The organism is Kocuria gwangalliensis, assembly GCF_039544365.1.
In the GTDB taxonomy this organism is placed as follows: Bacteria; Actinomycetota; Actinomycetes; order Actinomycetales; family Micrococcaceae; genus Kocuria; species Kocuria gwangalliensis.
In genome coordinates, this window is sequence record NZ_BAABLN010000009.1 from 125,405 (window position 1) to 141,170 (window position 15,766).

General features: G+C 62.7%; 15 protein-coding genes and 1 pseudogene. 9 read left to right on the plus strand and 7 right to left on the minus strand.

Annotated features, from left to right (window positions below; translation table 11 throughout):
- Nucleotides 1-65: 65 nt before the first annotated feature.
- The 4 genes from ABEA06_RS04760 to nadC are packed head-to-tail and all read left to right on the plus strand — an operon-like array spanning nt 66 to nt 4,670.
- Nucleotides 66-773 carry an NUDIX hydrolase gene (locus tag ABEA06_RS04760; protein ID WP_345310749.1) on the plus strand — a complete coding sequence of 236 codons (708 nt, stop codon included), beginning with the start codon at nt 66-68 and terminating at the stop codon, nt 771-773.
- Nucleotides 770-2,101 (plus strand): quinolinate synthase NadA, encoded by a 1,332-nt coding sequence (nadA, locus tag ABEA06_RS04765; RefSeq protein WP_345310750.1) that lies wholly within the window; start codon nt 770-772, stop codon nt 2,099-2,101. Before ABEA06_RS04760 ends, nadA begins: the two co-directional genes overlap by 4 nt.
- A gap of 3 nt (nt 2,102-2,104) precedes the next feature.
- Nucleotides 2,105-3,790 (plus strand): L-aspartate oxidase, encoded by a 1,686-nt coding sequence (gene nadB, locus ABEA06_RS04770; RefSeq protein WP_345310751.1) that lies wholly within the window; start codon nt 2,105-2,107, stop codon nt 3,788-3,790.
- A complete protein-coding gene (gene nadC / locus ABEA06_RS04775; protein ID WP_345310752.1) occupies nt 3,768-4,670 on the plus strand; it encodes a carboxylating nicotinate-nucleotide diphosphorylase in 903 nt (300 codons plus the stop codon). Before nadB ends, nadC begins: the two co-directional genes overlap by 23 nt.
- On the opposite strand, the gene ABEA06_RS04780 is transcribed toward nadC, so the two are convergent.
- Nucleotides 4,664-5,422: a hypothetical protein gene (locus tag ABEA06_RS04780; RefSeq protein ID WP_303383448.1), complete on the minus strand. Its 759-nt coding sequence runs from the start codon at nt 5,420-5,422 to the stop codon at nt 4,664-4,666. The genes nadC and ABEA06_RS04780 overlap by 7 nt on opposite strands.
- A 109-nt stretch (nt 5,423-5,531) precedes the next feature.
- Nucleotides 5,532-6,290, minus strand: coding sequence for a hypothetical protein (locus ABEA06_RS04785; protein WP_345310753.1), 759 nt, complete (start codon nt 6,288-6,290; stop codon nt 5,532-5,534).
- 589 nt (nt 6,291-6,879) lie between these two features.
- On the opposite strand from ABEA06_RS04785, the pseudogene ABEA06_RS14545 reads away from it, so the two are divergent.
- From ABEA06_RS14545 to ABEA06_RS04795, 3 genes and pseudogenes are all read left to right on the plus strand, one after another.
- Nucleotides 6,880-7,125: pseudogene (locus ABEA06_RS14545) on the plus strand (helix-turn-helix domain-containing protein); the annotation flags it as partial.
- A 36-nt stretch (nt 7,126-7,161) separates the two neighbouring features.
- Nucleotides 7,162-7,686 carry a hypothetical protein gene (locus ABEA06_RS04790; RefSeq protein ID WP_303383450.1) on the plus strand — a complete coding sequence of 175 codons (525 nt, stop codon included), beginning with the start codon at nt 7,162-7,164 and terminating at the stop codon, nt 7,684-7,686.
- Nucleotides 7,683-8,504 (plus strand): GSU2403 family nucleotidyltransferase fold protein, encoded by an 822-nt coding sequence (locus ABEA06_RS04795; protein WP_345310754.1) that lies wholly within the window; start codon nt 7,683-7,685, stop codon nt 8,502-8,504. The genes ABEA06_RS04790 and ABEA06_RS04795 overlap by 4 nt, the downstream gene beginning before the upstream one ends.
- 98 nt (nt 8,505-8,602) lie before the next feature.
- Here the strand turns inward: ABEA06_RS04795 and ABEA06_RS04800 are convergent, their stop codons facing one another.
- The gene (locus ABEA06_RS04800; RefSeq protein ID WP_345310755.1) at nt 8,603-8,935 is read right to left on the minus strand and encodes a cupin domain-containing protein; all 333 of its coding nucleotides are present in this window, start codon (nt 8,933-8,935) and stop codon (nt 8,603-8,605) included.
- Between the two features lie 71 nt (nt 8,936-9,006).
- On the opposite strand from ABEA06_RS04800, the gene ABEA06_RS04805 reads away from it, so the two are divergent.
- Complete coding sequence (locus ABEA06_RS04805; RefSeq protein ID WP_345310756.1) at nt 9,007-10,242, plus strand: cysteine desulfurase family protein; 1,236 nt, start codon at nt 9,007-9,009, stop codon at nt 10,240-10,242.
- Between the two features lie 27 nt (nt 10,243-10,269).
- Here the strand turns inward: ABEA06_RS04805 and ABEA06_RS04810 are convergent, their stop codons facing one another.
- A complete protein-coding gene (locus tag ABEA06_RS04810) occupies nt 10,270-11,247 on the minus strand; it encodes a 2-hydroxyacid dehydrogenase (protein WP_345310757.1) in 978 nt (325 codons plus the stop codon).
- A 117-nt stretch (nt 11,248-11,364) separates the two neighbouring features.
- Nucleotides 11,365-11,985 (minus strand): superoxide dismutase, encoded by a 621-nt coding sequence (locus ABEA06_RS04815; protein ID WP_345310758.1) that lies wholly within the window; start codon nt 11,983-11,985, stop codon nt 11,365-11,367.
- 145 nt (nt 11,986-12,130) lie between these two features.
- On the opposite strand from ABEA06_RS04815, the gene ABEA06_RS04820 reads away from it, so the two are divergent.
- Nucleotides 12,131-12,676: a GNAT family N-acetyltransferase gene (locus ABEA06_RS04820; protein WP_303383135.1), complete on the plus strand. Its 546-nt coding sequence runs from the start codon at nt 12,131-12,133 to the stop codon at nt 12,674-12,676.
- 21 nt (nt 12,677-12,697) lie between these two features.
- On the opposite strand, the gene ABEA06_RS04825 is transcribed toward ABEA06_RS04820, so the two are convergent.
- Nucleotides 12,698-13,189: an SRPBCC family protein gene (locus ABEA06_RS04825; protein ID WP_303383136.1), complete on the minus strand. Its 492-nt coding sequence runs from the start codon at nt 13,187-13,189 to the stop codon at nt 12,698-12,700.
- A gap of 432 nt (nt 13,190-13,621) precedes the next feature.
- Complete coding sequence (locus ABEA06_RS04830) at nt 13,622-15,580, minus strand: alpha-amylase family protein (RefSeq protein ID WP_425559494.1); 1,959 nt, start codon at nt 15,578-15,580, stop codon at nt 13,622-13,624.
- Nucleotides 15,581-15,766 lie beyond the last annotated feature (186 nt).

Genomic DNA, 15,766 nt, shown 5'->3' on the forward strand with positions numbered 1-15,766 from the left:
ATGTTAGAGTCATTTTGACACTAACCGAACGGCTCCGCGCCACGGCAAGTAGACAAGGAGCCACCGTGACCGATCAGCGTGTGCTCCTGGCCGTATCCACCGTGATTTTCACCGTCCGCCCCACCGGCGAGAACGGTTGCCACGAGCTGTGGCTCCCCCTGGTCCGCAGGATCCGCGACCCGTATCGCGGCATGTGGGCCCTACCCGGCGGGCCACTCCGCTCCAACGAGGCCCTCGAGGATTCCGCCCTGCGCGACCTCACCCTCACCACCGGCCTCACACCCACGCACCTGGAACAGCTGGCCACGTTCGGCGGCCTGACCCGGTCCGCCGCCGCCGAGGAACGCCAAGTCACGGTCGTTTACTGGGCTTCACTTCCCCCACAGGAAGCGGCCATGGGCGAGAACGACATCAATGTCACCTGGCTGCGCGCCACCGACCTCCCGGATCTCGCCTTCGACCACTCGGACATCGTCACCCACGCCCTCGATCGGCTGCGGAAGCGAATTGCGGAGCCCACCGTGGCCCAGGCGTTCCTCCCGGAGGCGTTCACGATCGCCGCGCTACGCGAAGTACACGAAGCAATTATCGGAGACCCCCTGGACCCCGCCAATTTCCGCCGCCACGTCCTGTCATCCGGGCAGCTCGAGGACACCGGCGAGCGCCTGGAAGGCACCCGACATCGACCGCCCAAGCTCTACCGCTTTGCATCGGCCAAGCCGTCCACACTGTTCAGTCATCCCACGTCAGACCGTACCGAGGAGACCTCATGACCTCCGTAGCCACCCAGCTCAATCTCCTGCCCGCGCGCCCGTCCGGCACCGCCGTGACGCTCGAGGGCGGCTCGTGCAACAGCTCGCTCACTCAGGATCCGTGGGAGTTCCCCACCCCGCTCGTGGACGGTTACGGGCCCGGAGCGTCCCAGAACGACGTCGCTCCGGCCGGCTCCCCCGCCCAACCCACCATTCCACAGCGCTACCGTGATGCCTCTCCCGAGGAGCTGGACGCCATGATCGTCGCGGCCAAGGAAGCCCTGGGCGAGCGCGCCGTCGTGATGGGGCACTTCTACCAGCGTGATGAAGTGGTCAAGCACGCGGACTTCATCGGTGACTCGTTCCAGCTCGCGCAGCAGGCCAAGGCCCACCCGGAGGCGGAGGCCATTGTGTTTTGCGGCGTGCACTTCATGGCCGAGACCGCTGACATCCTCTCCCGGAACAACCAGTCCGTGATCCTGCCCAATCCCGCGGCGGGCTGCTCCATGGCGGACATGGCCGACGAGGCATCCGTGGCGGATTGCTGGGCGGACCTCATGGACGTACTCGGCCCGCACGCAGTGGACGAGGACGGCCAAGCCGTCACGGACGAGAACGGTCAACCCCTCGCCTCCGTGATCCCCGTGACCTACATGAACTCCTCGGCCGCGCTCAAGGCGTTCTGCGGCCGCAATGGCGGCATTGTGTGCACGTCCTCGAACGCGCAGACCGTCCTGGAGTGGGCGTTCAAGCGCGGCCAGCGCGTGCTGTTCTTCCCGGACCAGCACCTGGGGCGCAACACCGCCAAGGCCATGGGCGTGCCGCTCGAGCAGATGCCCATATGGAATCCGCGCAAGGAACTGGGTGGCAACACCGCACAGAACCTCAGGAATTCCCGTGTGATCCTGTGGCATGGCTTCTGCTCGGTCCACAAGCGCTTCACCGTGGGCCAGATCGACCAGGCTCGCGCGGACTACCCCGGCTGCACCGTGATCGTGCACCCTGAGTCCCCCATGGAGGTCGTGGACGCCGCAGATTCCTCCGGTTCCACCGACCACATCCGCAAGGCCGTTCAAGCTGCCGAGCCGGGTCAGACCTTCGCGATCGGCACCGAGATCAACATGGTCAACCGCTTGGCCGCCGAGCACCCCGATCACACCATTTTCTGCCTGGATCCCGTGATCTGCCCGTGCTCCACCATGTACCGTATCCACCCGGGTTACCTCGCGTGGGTTCTGGAAGAACTGGTGGCCGGTCGCGTGATCAATCAGGTCTCCGTCTCGGACAGCGTTGCTCAGGAGGCCTCCGTGGCTCTCGAGCGGATGCTGGCCGCCGTACCGAAGAAGTGACTGATGACTGACGTGATCGTCGTCGGCAGCGGGGTTGCCGGCCTCAGCGCGGCGCTGTCCGCGGCTGAGACGGGCGCCCGCGTCACCGTCATCACCAAGGCCTCGCTCACCCTCACCGCAACTGATCGCGCGCAGGGTGGCATGGCCGCAATGACCAGCAGCCTGCCCGACGGCCAACCCAAGGATTCCGTCCAGTTGCACGTCCAGGACACCCTGGTCGCGGGCGCGGGTTTGTGCGAGCCGCCGGTAGTTCAGGGCGTGGTCCAAGATTCCGCCGACGCCGTTCGCGACCTCACCGACCGCGGCGTCGCCTTTGATCGCGTGGCGGGGCCCGGATCGCCCTGGGTTCAGGGTTTGGAAGCGGCGCACAGCGTGTCCCGGATCCTGCATGCCGGAGGTGATGCCACGGGTCACGCGATTCAGGAGGCGCTGTCCGCGCGGACGCGTGATGCCGCGGCAGTCGGAGATATACGACTTATGGAATACACACTGGTCACCGGCGTGCTGACTGATGGTCAACATGCCATCGGCGTCACGATCCGCCCCGTACTTTCAGACGGCCAGTTGGGCGCCGAGGAGTTCCTCGCCGCCGATCACGTGGTGCTCGCAACCGGTGGTGCCGGTCAGCTGTATCCGTATACGACCAACCCCGAGGTGGCCACCGGGGACGGCATCGCTCTGGCTCTGCGCGCCGGCGCCGAGGTTCGGGACCTGGAGTTCTTCCAGTTCCACCCCACGGCGTTGGCGGCACCGGGATCGTTCCTGATTTCGGAGGCAGTCCGCGGTGAAGGTGCGGTACTTCGTGATCAGCACGGTCACCGCTTCATGACCGATGTGGACCCGCGCGCAGAACTCGCGCCGCGAGATGTCGTGGCCCGGGCGGTCTTCGCGGTTCGCACCGGCTCTCCGAATGGCGCCGTGTACCTGGACTGCTCGACCATCCCCGTTCCGGAGGGACTGTCGCGAGCGGAGTTCCTGGCCCGGCGGTTCCCGACCATCGACGCGAGCCTCAAGGCTCACGGCATCGACTGGTCCACGGAACTCGTTCCTGTGAGCCCGGCCGCGCACTACCACATGGGTGGCATTGTCACCGATGAGCTGGGGCATACCACCGTGGCCGGCCTGTGGGCCGCCGGGGAGTGCTCGAGCACCGGCATGCACGGAGCCAACCGTTTGGCATCCAACTCCCTGCTGGAAGCGGCCATCTTCGGCCGGCGCATCGGTGAACTGGTGGCCGAATCGACCCCGACCTCGGACCCCTGGTCGGCCTCTCACCGCACTGAACGAGAGCCCCGCGAGCTCCCACGTCCGCACCCGGACGCCGCCGGGCCATTCTCTCGAGAAGCCCTCCAGCACGCCATGTGGCAGGGCACCGGTGTCTTCCGCACGGTGGAGGGCCTGGAGCAGGCGAAGGCGAGGCTGGGAGGCTGGCTGTCGGCAGCGTCGTCGTCGTGGGATGTAACCGAAGCCCCGGACACCCTGGCCGACATCGAAGATCAAAATTTGTTGACCGTGGGGCATGCCCTGGTGACCGCCGCGCTGTCCCGCACCGAATCCCGCGGGGCCCATCAGCGAGCCGATTTCCCGGCCACCGATCCCCGCCAAGCCGTAAGCACCCGGTGGGTTGCCGCTACAGCAGCGGTGCCCGCCCACGAAAGGACAGTCCATGCTGACTCGCTCGGCCGTTGAAGCCGTGATCCGCTCGAGCCTCGCCGAGGACGCGCCGTGGGGTGACATCACGTCGGAACTCGTGATCCCCGCGGAGGCCACCGCCACCGCGACCATCACTTCGCGTGAGGACGGAGTGTTTGCCGGCGAAGAGGTTATCCGCACGGGTTTCACCACCGTTGACCCGCGGCTGGAAGTCACGCTCCACATGCGCGATGGCGACCCGATCACTCCGGGAACCGACATCGCGACCGTTATCGGACCCGCGCGGCCCCTGTTGACCGCCGAACGCACGGTGCTGAACCTGGCACAGCGGATGTCCGGGATCGCCACGCTCACCGCCCGCTACGTGGCCGAGGTCGAAAAGGCCGTTGCGGAGGTGGAGGGCGCCAATAAGCTGCCCGCCGGGACCATTACCCGCACCCGGGTGGCCGATACCCGCAAGACCACCCCGGGACTGCGAGCGATGGAGAAACACGCGGTGACCTGCGGCGGCGGGCACAATCACCGCTTCGGGCTCTCGGACGCTGTAATGCTCAAGGACAATCACCTGGCCGTGCTCACGGCCGGTGGTGCAACAGTCACGCACGCACTGCGCGAGCTGCGCCGACATATGCCTCACACGACACATATGGAGGTCGAGGTGGACCGGCTCGATCAGATCGAGGATGTCCTGGCCGGCGGTGTGGACACCATCATGCTGGACAACTTTGCCCTCGCGGACCTCATCAGCGGCGTGGCCATGGTGGACGGCCGGGCAATTGTGGAAGCCTCGGGCGGCGTCACGTTGGAGACCATTGGCAAGATCGCATCCACGGGCGTGGACGTCATCTCGGTCGGGGCGCTCACCCATTCGGTGCGGGCGCTGGACCTGGGCCTGGACATTGCGGTGCGTCAGTAGGACGGGCCAATCGGTACCGCCTTGGACCCCAGGTCCCTGAGGGAACCGGTCAAGGAGTTCGCCCCGCGAGCTTCGACGACGCAACGGCGGGGCGATTCCTCCGTGCTCACAATGTTCAGCTCCAGGTAGTGCCCCTGCACTGATGTGCCCATGTACTCCGCCGCGCGCTCATCGCACTGCAGGTCCGCGGGATTGGCTGGGTCCTCACGGAACACGACCTCCCCGGTGTGCTCCTCACTGCACGGCACGATCTCGCCGGCTAGGCCGTCCACGCACTCCCTGAAACGTTGCCCATTGTCCTGCCGCAGGATGTCCTTGAAACTCTGCTGGAGATCAGTTCCGGCAAGCCGTGCGGAGCATACGCCCTCCACTTCACCGGTTTGGATGTCCTCGTGCAGCACGTCCAGGTCGGAGTTTCCTCCCGCGTATCGGACGAAATCTTCGATACTACACGCGACGGAAGCAGGAATGATCTCGGCTGAATGAGGGACATCGCACGGCACGGAAACAAACGTTTCGTCCTCTATCCGGCCGCATGTTCCAGGCTTCGGACCGGCCACCGGTGCGGGTGTGGGAGTATCTTCTTCCTGGATAGTCTCCGTGGTCTCCGGGGAGCCCCCGGCCGGGGAGGTCGTTGCCGTGGGTGAGAGGCTGGTTTGGGTGTCCCCGCCACCGGGAGGCAGATTCAGTACGCCGAAGATGATGGCCACGACAACCGCCGCAACGGCCGCAAAAACCTCGATAACCCGCAAAACTTCGCCGCTGTTTTTTCTCTTCGACGTTATACGCCGCTTCTTTCCTTTGTTCTCCTCAGGGGAAGAAGGGGAATCCGCCACAATATTCTCCGGTTGGACCTTCGAACTACTGGAGCTCGACGTCGTAGATCACGGCCTGAACTGAACCCTGGTAGCAGTTCTCGTTCTGCTCATCCAGGTAGAACTGGATTTTGAGGGCGTTGACATCGGCCACCGGGACCGAGAAATCCTGGACCTCGTTGAAGGGAATCGTCTGTACATACAGCTGCTTGTTGTTTCCTTCTACTCGTACCGTGAGCGTCTGGTCACTGGACCGGGAGTCGTTGTTCTGCCCGACCTCGAACTTCAGGTCGTCGAAGTTGTTGGCGAGCCGCAGCTCCAGAGTGGGCACCGAGTCCCCGAGGCCGCAGGTACTAACTTCACGCGCAATCCCGGACACTGACCCCCGATCTGCCACGTCATATCGGCCCTCGGTCCAGTCGCTGTCCGGATTGAAAAAGTCGGCCAGGACCAAAGTTTGGCCCTTCACGTCGGGCGGCAACGCCCCGCCGGACGTCGGTTCGGGATCGGCTGAGTTGGTCGATCCGCCCGTGGCAAAAGAGTCCCCCGTTGCGTCCCCGGAAGGTGTCGAGGATTCTTGGTCCTCGGTGGGGGTGGATCCGGGTGAGGCCTCCTCAGTGGGGTTGGCGCCGTCGTCAGACGTAGCGGTGGGGGAGCTCTCGATGGTTGGGGAGGTTTGCGAGGTCATTTGGGCCGTGGCGGCGGGTTGCGTGGTCTCGGTGCCACCGGACGTCCCGGTGCCGCCACATCCTGTCAGGGCCACCAACACAACTAACCCGGACGTGACGATCGGAAGCTTACGCATGTCTCCCCCTCAAGGCCCTAATGTGATGTACAACACATAGTGTGTCATATTTTCTTCATGTTCTTTCGTCGGATGGCGTCACGTTGAAGACGGTTGGCAAGATCGCATCCATGAGTGAGGGCGTGATCTCGGTCGGCACGCTCACCATTCGCTGCGGGCACTGGACCCGAGCCTGGACATGGCGGTGAATTAGCCCTTATCCACGACGTAGTTCAGGATTTGATACCTCTGTCCAAATGTTTCTTATTTTGATATGTTTCTCACTATGCGAAACGGGTTCTATCAAGAAACAGTTGTTCTACCGCGCTGTCTTGAGATCCTTGCTGCTGCGTTGCCAGACTCCTGGGGCCTTGAAACGGTCAGTCCCAAAGACTTGGGGCACTCGTTCGCGGATGCCCTTGTGACCATTACACCGCCATCTGGATCTCCCGTGGTCCTGTCGGTCGAAGTGAAAGGCGCAGGTCTTCGAACAGACACTATCGCCCACCTGAGGTCGACCTTGAGTGACATTCATGGGATCCCGTGCTTGTTATCGGAGTACTTTTCTCCACGCACTCGAGAAGTCATGGCCGAGGTGGGATTCAGCGGTATGGATACCACTGGGTGGGTCCATATCGTCAGCGATCAGCCCCCGGTACTCATTGACCGACCGGGCGCTACTCGGGCACCTCGAGAACCTAGAAACGAGAATATTCAGCGTTTGACCGGCGCCTCCACTGCGCGGGTACTTCGTTACCTGGTGACAGCGTCTTTGCCACGCGGGATACGAGAGATTGCTGATGGCTGTCATGTGAGTCCGGGCACGGTCTCCAAGTTGTTACCAACACTCGAACGCGAAGGCGTCATAGCACCTCGAGGTCGACGTGGCCCCGTGGCCTCCCTCAACCGGGAGGGTCTGATTGAGCGCTGGGCCGAGGACTATTCACTGGCTAAGGGCAACTCCCGTGTCGAGTCGTTCCTGGATCCCCGCGGCCTCAAGCACGCAGCTGAAGTACTGGCGCGCGACGGGCGCGCCGTTCTCACCGGTGTCCACGGAGGCCTCGCCTATTTGAATGACGGTCAGACCCCCGTAGTCAGCGGCAAACAAATCGCCGCGTACTGTGACGCCCCACAACGAATCGCTCGTGAAATCGGCCTTTACCCCGTCGATAAATCGCAGGCCAACGTGGTGTTGATAGTCCCGAAGGACCGCGAACTCCTCCGGTGCACCCGATACAGCGAGAGAGCCAATGGCTGGGTGGCCCCATTGGGCCAAGTCTTAGTAGACCTGAGATCCCTTCCCGGCCGGGAAGCCGACTTAGCCGACCAGATCATGAGTTCCCTCTCCGAGCAAGGCCCCGATCCGGATTCCGGATGGACCGTGTGGGCTGAGAAAAAGGATGCGAGAACGGGATGAGTCTTCCTCCGGAGTACATAGCAGCTAGGTCGGTCCTACTGGACGGCCTCGAGGCATTACGCGATCACTTGGATCACGTCATACTGATCGGTGCTCAGGCCGTCTATCTATGGGCCGGCGAGGGTGACTTCTCGGTTTCCATCATGACCACGGATGCAGACCTAGCTCTCAATGCCGCTGAACTGAGTCCTAACCCGCTGATTCAAGATGTTCTCAAAAAGAATGGGTTCATCACGAAAACTGGGGGCAATCCAGGCCAGTGGACCGGGCCAGCCGGGATTGCGCTTGACCTCATGGTGTCAGAGCATCAGGCGGGTGTGGGCAGAAGATCAGCCAGAATTCCTCCGCACGGCAGGGAGACCGCAAGACGTGGCCGGGGACTTGCGCCCACCCTGGTGGATTTCGAAACCAGAACGCTTGGCGCTTTAACACAAAACGACGGTCGAACGTGCCAGGTGAACGTGGCGGGGCCAGCAGCGCTCATCGTAGCTAAGTGCATCAAATTGAAAGAGCGGCTCGAAGACAAGGACAACAACAAACGGGATCGAGTCAAACCGAAAGACGCTCTCGATATCTTGCGTCTTTTGAGGGCTGTTGAACTCGACAAGATTGTCGACGGTTTTTCCCGCCACCAGTTGGACAAAGCTGCCGCCCAGGAGTCGGACGAGGCATTAGCTTTCCTCGTTGCGCAGAGCACGGCTATAACGCCTACTCTTCCCCGTCTGGCCGAAGTAGCCGCGGCAGGCGACGAATCTGCTGCGCTCAGTTTCACCATCCTGGTACAGGAACTGTCGGATATTCTTAGCCCCCGCGTATGACAGCGCGCAGCGAGGGCGGTATCGAAGGACTTTTGTTTCTCGTATCAGGCTGTTTCGCGCCTCAAGAAACATCAAGGAATACGAAACGGCTGGGATCGTCAGCCCTTACCCACAAGCGTCAACAACACCACGGAGTCCTCATGAGCGCGCAGGGAATGTCGCTGCTGAGGGATCACGGCGTGGTCGGCGGAGTGGAGCATGATCGACTCCTCGCCGGCAATCAGTTGGACCTGGCCGATGATCACCTGGATCGTGGCCTCACCCGGATTTTCATGTTCTTTGAGATCCTGGCCTTGAATCAACGCAATCAGGGTCTGCTGCAGTTTGCGCTCGCGGCCGCCGTACAGGTTGTGCGCGGATCGACCGCTGGACGATTCGCGGGCCTTATTCAGCATGGACTGGGCAATGGTGGTCAGCGTGTTTTCTTCCATACTCTATTTTGCAGCACTCCGCCCCTCGGCGTCACTGTCATCACAGGTCAGCCACCCCGAAAGGTCACACCATGATTTACCTGGATCACGCAGCCACCACAGCGCCGCGCCGCGAAGTCATTGAAGCGATGTGGCCGTGGCTCACCCAAAATTTCGGCAACGCATCCAGTCATCACGAACGCGGTCAGCACGCCGCTCGCGCACTGGATGACGCCCGCGAGCGCATTGCCGCCGTTTTGGGAGCCGACCCGAGTGAAATCATCTTCACCTCCGGCGGCACCGAGGCGGATAATTTGGCGGTCAAGGGCATTGCGTTGGCTCGCAGGGAGCGCCGGCCGGAATTGAACCGAGTCCTGGTGAGCTCCATCGAGCACGACGCCGTTCTGGAATCCGCCCGCTCACTCGCCCGGCACGAGGCCTTCACCGCCGTCGAGTTGCCCGTGGATTCGGCGGGTTTCGTCACCCCGGACACCTTCCGTGCCGCCCTGGCCGAGGACGACGCCGCCCGCTCCCGATCCGGTAGCACCCCGGGGTCCAGCTCGGTCGCCGTGGCTTCCGTAATGCTCGCGAACAACGAAGTTGGGACCGTACAGAACATTCCCGAGCTCGCCCGGATTGCAGCGGAGTTCGCAGTTCCACTGCACACGGACGCGGTCCAGAGTGCGGCAACCCTTCCGTTGGACGTCAACGAGCTCGGTGTCAGCGCGCTGAGTCTGGCGGGGCACAAGTTCGGCACGCCTCAGGGCCTCGGACTGTTGTGGGTCAAACGTGGCACTCCCCTGCGCACGCTCATGAGCGGTGGGGGCCAGGAACGAGGGCGCCGCTCGGGCACCTCCAACGTGGCCGGCGCTGTGGGACTGGCCACCGCCCTTCAGCTCGCGGAGCGGGAACGGGAGGAATACGCCGCCCGGGTCACCGCACTGCGGGACCGTCTGATTCACGGGATCCTCGGCTCCGTACCGGGCGCACTCCTCACCGGCCCGGACCCGCGTGAAACCGGAGCGTCGCCGGGGTTGAACGGGATCTCGCGCCTGCCGATCAATGCGTTCTTCTGCTTCCCCGGCGTGAACGGTGAGACCGTGCTCGTGGATCTGGAGAATCAGGGTGTGTTGGTCTCGTCCGGGTCCGCGTGCGCGACCGGCTCCTCGGAACCGTCCCACGTGCTCACGGCCTTGGGCATTCCCGCCGAGGTGGCCACCACGTCCGTGCGCTTCAGCCTGGGCAGGGAAACCACCGAGGCGGATATCGACCACGCGATCCGCGCCACCGCGCAGATCATCGCCGAGCTGCGCGGTGGTACGAGCTGATCCGCACACTGTAAGGCCCGCTGAGTCTTACGGTGTGACCTCATACGGCGGGGTCTCACCGCGCGCCATGGCCACGGCATTCTCCGCGGCCTTGCGCGCCATGCCCGAGCGCGAACCGACCTCGGCGGAGCCCACGTGAGGCAGCAGGAACGCGTTGGGCAAATCGGCCAGACCCTCGGCCAGGTGGGGCTCGTTCTCGAACACATCCAACCCGGCGGCGAAGATCTCACGATCTCGCAGCGCTCGGACCAATGCATTTTCATCAACTACCGGGCCGCGGGCCGTGTTGACCAACACCGCGGTGGACTTCATCCGGCGCAGCACTTCCGCGTTGATCAGGTGGGTGGTGTCCTCCGTGAGCGGCACGTGCAGCGAAATGTAGTCGCTGGTCTCGATCAGTTCGTCCCACGGCACCTGGGTCACGCGTCCGGCCAGATCTCCCAGCTCGTCCTCGGACACCGGGCGGTCCTCGGGCGGGCGCTGCGTGAAAATCACCGTCATCTCGAACCCCAGGGCGCGATGGGCCATGGCTTTACCGATGCGCCCCATGCCCGCGATCCCCAGCGTGGCACCGGTGATGTCCTGGCCCACCAGCAGGTTGGGTCCGATGCCCGTGAACTTCCCCTCCCGCAGGTATTCCGAGGCCTCATGCGCGCGGCGAGCGGCACCCAGCAGCAAGAGCATGGCAGTGTTCGCGGTCGCGTCATTGAGCACGTCCGGGGTATTGCCGACGGCGATCCCGTGGTCTGCGGCCGCGGCCACGTCGATGTTGTTGTAGCCCACCGCGTAGTTGGCGATTCCGCGGATCTTTGCCTGGGCCAGCAGTTCGGCATCGAACTTGTCGGAAACCTGCGGGAGCACCACGTCGTACTCGCCGCTCGTCACGGCCTCACGCAGTTCGTGGGCGCTCATGCCGTCCTTGATCACGACGTCGCCCGCTCCCTTCAAGATGGACGGTCCCGGCTCCGGGATCTCTCGGGTGACCAGAAAACGAGGTGTACTCACGGCTCTCCTCAGGTATGAAAACGGCTCGGGGAAGACGAAACCCCGCACGGCAACGAATGCTGCCGGGCGGGGTTCCGATTCACCTCACAGGGGTGGGGTGCGGGTTGGAATCCTCAATCAGATGAGGGACTTGGCGCCGGTGCGAGCCTTCTCGAAACGCTCTGCGACGTCTGCCCAGTTGACGATGTTCCAGAAGGCCTTGACGTAGTCTGCCTTGACGTTCTGGTAGTCCAGGTAGAACGCGTGCTCCCACATGTCCAGCTGCAGCAGCGGGATCGTGGCAACGGGAACGCCGTTCTGCTGGTCGTACATCTGCTCGATCACCAAATTGCCGGCAATGGGCTCGTACGCCAGGATTGCCCAGCCGGAGCCCTGAATGGTGGTGGCAACGGCGGTGAAGTGCTCACGGAAGTTGTCGAAAGAACCAAAGAAGTTGTCGATGGCTGCTGCGAGCTCACCCTCGGGCTTGTCGCCGCCCTCCGGGGAAAGGTTCTTCCAGAAAATGGAGTGGTTGATGTGGCCACCCAGGTTGAACTGGAGATCCTTGGAGAGCTTAGCGGCACCGGCAGCGTCACCGTTGGCGCGAGCCTCTTCCATCTTTTCGAGCGCAGTGTTGGCACCGGTCACGTAGGTGTTGTGGTGCTTGTCGTGGTGCAACTGCATGATCTGAGCCGAGATGTGGGGCTCCAGAGCGGCGTAGTCATACGGGAGATCGGGCAGTGTGAACTTTTCAGCCACAGAGAATCATCCTTCCTAGCGCTTGGTGTTGATAATTCCACCTAACGCCAGGGCACTCAGCAGGGTCAAGAAGGTTCCGCCACTAGCGTAGGAAAGATACTTTCCATGTCATAAGTTGTCATCTGAGTGTCTTATTCTCGTGTACGTGCCTGATTCATTCGAAGAACACCAAACCGCACCCGGCCCCATCATCGCGGCGCGCTCCGAGCACGCCCAGGGCATTGTCGACCTGCGCAATCGGATTGCCAGATGGCTCCAAGGGCGCGGAATCGACCAGTGGCGCGAGGGCGAATTCGACCCGGGGGATGTGGCCGAGGAAATTGAGCGCGGCGAGTGGTCGGTTATTGAATCCCCCGAGGATCCCACCGTGGTACTGGCGAGCGTCCAGGTGCTGTGGGAGGACCTGAGGATCTGGGGTGCGCAGGAAGAGCCCGCCGGTTATGTGCACGGAGTGGCCGTGGATCGTTCACTACGCGGTACTGACACGGGTCCGGCGCTGGTGCGTCACGCGGAGAAGGTCACGCGGGACTCGGGCCGCCATGTGGTGCGCCTGGACTGCGATGTGAACAGCCCACGACTGGCCGAGTTCTACCAGGGCCTGGGCTATCAACCCTGCGGCACCCAGGACTTCTACGTGGCCCACCAGGATTTCCACGTGAGGGTGCTGCGCCACGAACTCCGGTTGGACTGATCCCCGGGTCAGCCACGACCATCATGAAAAGGGCCCAGCTTCCTTGGCCGCTGCTCCTCCGGCGGGAAACATGTCGCGCATGTTCCGACCCGCGACGCGCATAAACCGTCGAGCCACCATCTGAGTCAGAGTCTTCTTCCACCGCAACGATCCGGTCAGGCGATACATCGCATCCACCGTGACCAGGGTGCCCTCCCCGTACGACTTCCAGGAGTACTCGATGGTGACCTCCACGAACCCCTTGGTGGTCCGCTGAACGTAGGACACCCCAGGGGTGCGACAAGCCACGATCATCACATAATCGAAGGACAGTGGCCCCACGTGGACCGTGAACTCCATGGCGTCGCCCACGTCCATCGGCACGCGAGGATTTGCAGGTGCCATGAGATCCAAGTTGTTCCACGTGGCGATGGAACAGGGTGCCAGGAGCGCGCGTTCGAACTCATCAGCGCTCACCGACACAAAGTCCTGCGCACTGATGAGAAACCCGTGCGGTATATCCGTTTCATGCATGGTTCATCCCTAAGATCGGTCCCCGGACGCGGCTTCTCCCACGCTTCCGGCCAGCCCGCCGGTCAATCTGCGCCCACCGCGTCAATACTTCTCATCTTGGCGCACGATTCTTGGAAATCCACTCCCGCAACGCCATCGAAAAGCTGTGCACAGGGGTGGAGAAAGTTATCCACAGGTGTGGACAGGATTGGGAATCGTTCGAAGACTTGTCTGACTGCCTATCGAAAAGAACATTTATTTCGATATAAATTGGCGTGGTTCCACGGATTTTCGGGAGTTCCCACTCGAATACACGTGCACAACAACGGTGAAATCACACCCGTGTGAGTTATCCACGGTGTGGACAACTCCTGTGGATAACCGGCGTCCCGGTGATGCACCAGATGGTGAGAAGAGGACCCCGCCCGGCCCGCCGGGCGGGGTCCTGCGTCGTCAGCGGCGCGTATCGGACAGGATTTCCACCCTCGTGCACGGCGTGTTCACGTTGTCTTTGCTGGGGATCACCCGGATCCACCAGAAGCAGTGGGCGTCCAGCAGAATGCCGCCGCGCAGGTCAAGGGTGTTGTTGCCATGCAGTTCCACACCCTTGGGTAGGAACCCGGACAGCGTTTCCCCGGTCACGAACTGTGACCAATCGCTGAAGTTGGCCAAGCACAACACCACACTGTGTTCTCCGGGGCGTTGGTAGCCCAGCACATGCAGGTTGTGGGTTTCGAAGGGGATCAGTCGGGTGCCGTCGAACTCCTCGGTCTGCTGCCGGACCGAGATCATTCGTTGGATGCCACCAAAAATACGCCCCTGCACGGAAAAGAGATCGTGGCGCCGTTCGTAATCGGACTGCGAGTATCTCGGGCGATGGACCCAGCGGGCATCGAGAGCGTTGTCCGGGTTGTGGTCCCACTTCGGGTCATTGAGCTGACCGACCTCGTCCCCCAGGTAGATCAAGGGGATCCCGCCGGTGCTCATGGCGAGCGAGTAGGCCAGTAGGATGCGATCCGCTGCCGGGCCGGGCTCGGTCTCCAAACCCATGAGAGAAGCCGTAGTGCCGCAGATCCGACAGTCACCGGTGCGCGGGTTGTCCTGGAACGCCACACCATGGGCAAAACTGCCCGCAAACCGGCCGGTGTAGAAACTGTTCAGGAAGCGGCGGTGATCGTGTCCGTTGATCCCCAGCCGAGCGGCGTCCTCGTCCGAAAACGTCCAACCAATGTCATCGTGACTGCGCACGTAGTTGACCCAGGCGGTGCCCTCTGGAGTGGCGTGCCGCTCGTTGAGCGCCAGTTGCAACAGGGCAACCTTGCGGGTCGCGCTGGCCTCCCATCCAAGAGCCATTTGCAGCGGGTTGTACGACAACGCGCACTGATCGGTGTGGATGTAGCGAATCACCTCGTCCGGGTGCACGATGGCCTCGGACTTGAACTCAGTGGCGGGGGCGGCCAGCTTGACCATCGCGTTGAACGCTCGCAGCAGATCGTGGACCTGCGGCTGGGACTCGCACGTAGTTCCCAACTGCTTCCAGATGAACGCGACCGCATCCAACCGCAACACCTGCGCACCCTGATTGGCCAGAAACAGCATTTCGGACGCCATGGCCCGGAACACCGCCGGGTTGGAATAGTTCAGATCCCACTGGAAGCGATGGAACGTGGTCCACACCCAGCGGGGATCTTCCTCCGAACCACTAGCGGCGCGACCGGCGGGGGTTGCATCCACTCGGGTGAACACCCCCGGATGGTCATCAGGGAAAATCTCGCGCGCGGTTTCCTCGAACTGGGCGGGCACGGTGCGGTTCGGATAAATCCAGTAGAACTGCTCGTAGAACGGGTCTCCCGCCGCGGCGGCCTTGGCCCATTCATGTTCGTTGGAGGTGTGGTTGAAGACGAAATCCAGCACCAGGACAATGCCCTCAGCGCGCAGTTCCTCCGCAAGCTGTGCCAGGTCGTTCATGGTACCCAGCGCCGGATCCACACGCCGATAGGAGGAGACGGCATATCCGCCGTCCGAATTGCCCTCGGGGCACTCGTACAACGGCATCAGGTGCAGGTAATTGAGCCCCAGTTCCTTGAAGTACGGGATGCGCTCACGCAATCGGGCAATGGTCCCGGCGTAGCGGTCCACGTAGCAGACACCGCCCACGGCCTGCCGGGACAGGAACCATGACGGCTCCGCCTCTCGGTCCCGATCCAGCACCTTGAGGTCGGCCGGACGCTGCGCGTAGGAATCCCACGCGGTGAGAACACTCGCGGCTACAAGGTCCCAGAAGTCCGAGCGCTGCCCGTACACAGCGCCCAGTCCGTTCTCGAGTTGCTCGGCGTGGGAACTGAGTCGACGCAGAAAGACCTCGCGATCGGCCGCGGAGACATGATCATCCTGGGTCAGCTGCCATCTCATGGCGCCGATGAGCTCGTCAAGGCTCGTAACGGTCGGGAGGATTATTTTTTGGTGCACCACAGCGGTCTCCTCGGTCTCCCCACGGCAATAGATCTGTGAGGTGGTTCCGAGCTCGAAATCCCCCTTGACGCCGAGCCCTTGCGGACAGTGCCACCATCCGGAGGATCGTGGCTTCCCCAGCATAGA

Excerpts from the sequence above, each read along its gene's own strand:
- nadA (WP_345310750.1), top strand. The coding sequence starts at position 770 with ATGACCTCCGTAGCCACCCAGCTCAATCTCCTGCCCGCGCGCCCGTCC.
- nadB (WP_345310751.1), top strand. The coding sequence starts at position 2,105 with ATGACTGACGTGATCGTCGTCGGCAGCGGGGTTGCCGGCCTCAGCGCG.
- nadC (WP_345310752.1), top strand. The coding sequence starts at position 3,768 with ATGCTGACTCGCTCGGCCGTTGAAGCCGTGATCCGCTCGAGCCTCGCC.
- ABEA06_RS04785 (WP_345310753.1), bottom strand. The coding sequence starts at position 6,290 with ATGCGTAAGCTTCCGATCGTCACGTCCGGGTTAGTTGTGTTGGTGGCC.
- ABEA06_RS04795 (WP_345310754.1), top strand. The coding sequence starts at position 7,683 with ATGAGTCTTCCTCCGGAGTACATAGCAGCTAGGTCGGTCCTACTGGAC.
- ABEA06_RS04800 (WP_345310755.1), bottom strand. The coding sequence starts at position 8,935 with ATGGAAGAAAACACGCTGACCACCATTGCCCAGTCCATGCTGAATAAG.
- ABEA06_RS04805 (WP_345310756.1), top strand. The coding sequence starts at position 9,007 with ATGATTTACCTGGATCACGCAGCCACCACAGCGCCGCGCCGCGAAGTC.
- ABEA06_RS04825 (WP_303383136.1), bottom strand. The coding sequence starts at position 13,189 with ATGCATGAAACGGATATACCGCACGGGTTTCTCATCAGTGCGCAGGAC.
- ABEA06_RS04830 (WP_425559494.1), bottom strand. The coding sequence starts at position 15,580 with ATGAGATGGCAGCTGACCCAGGATGATCATGTCTCCGCGGCCGATCGC.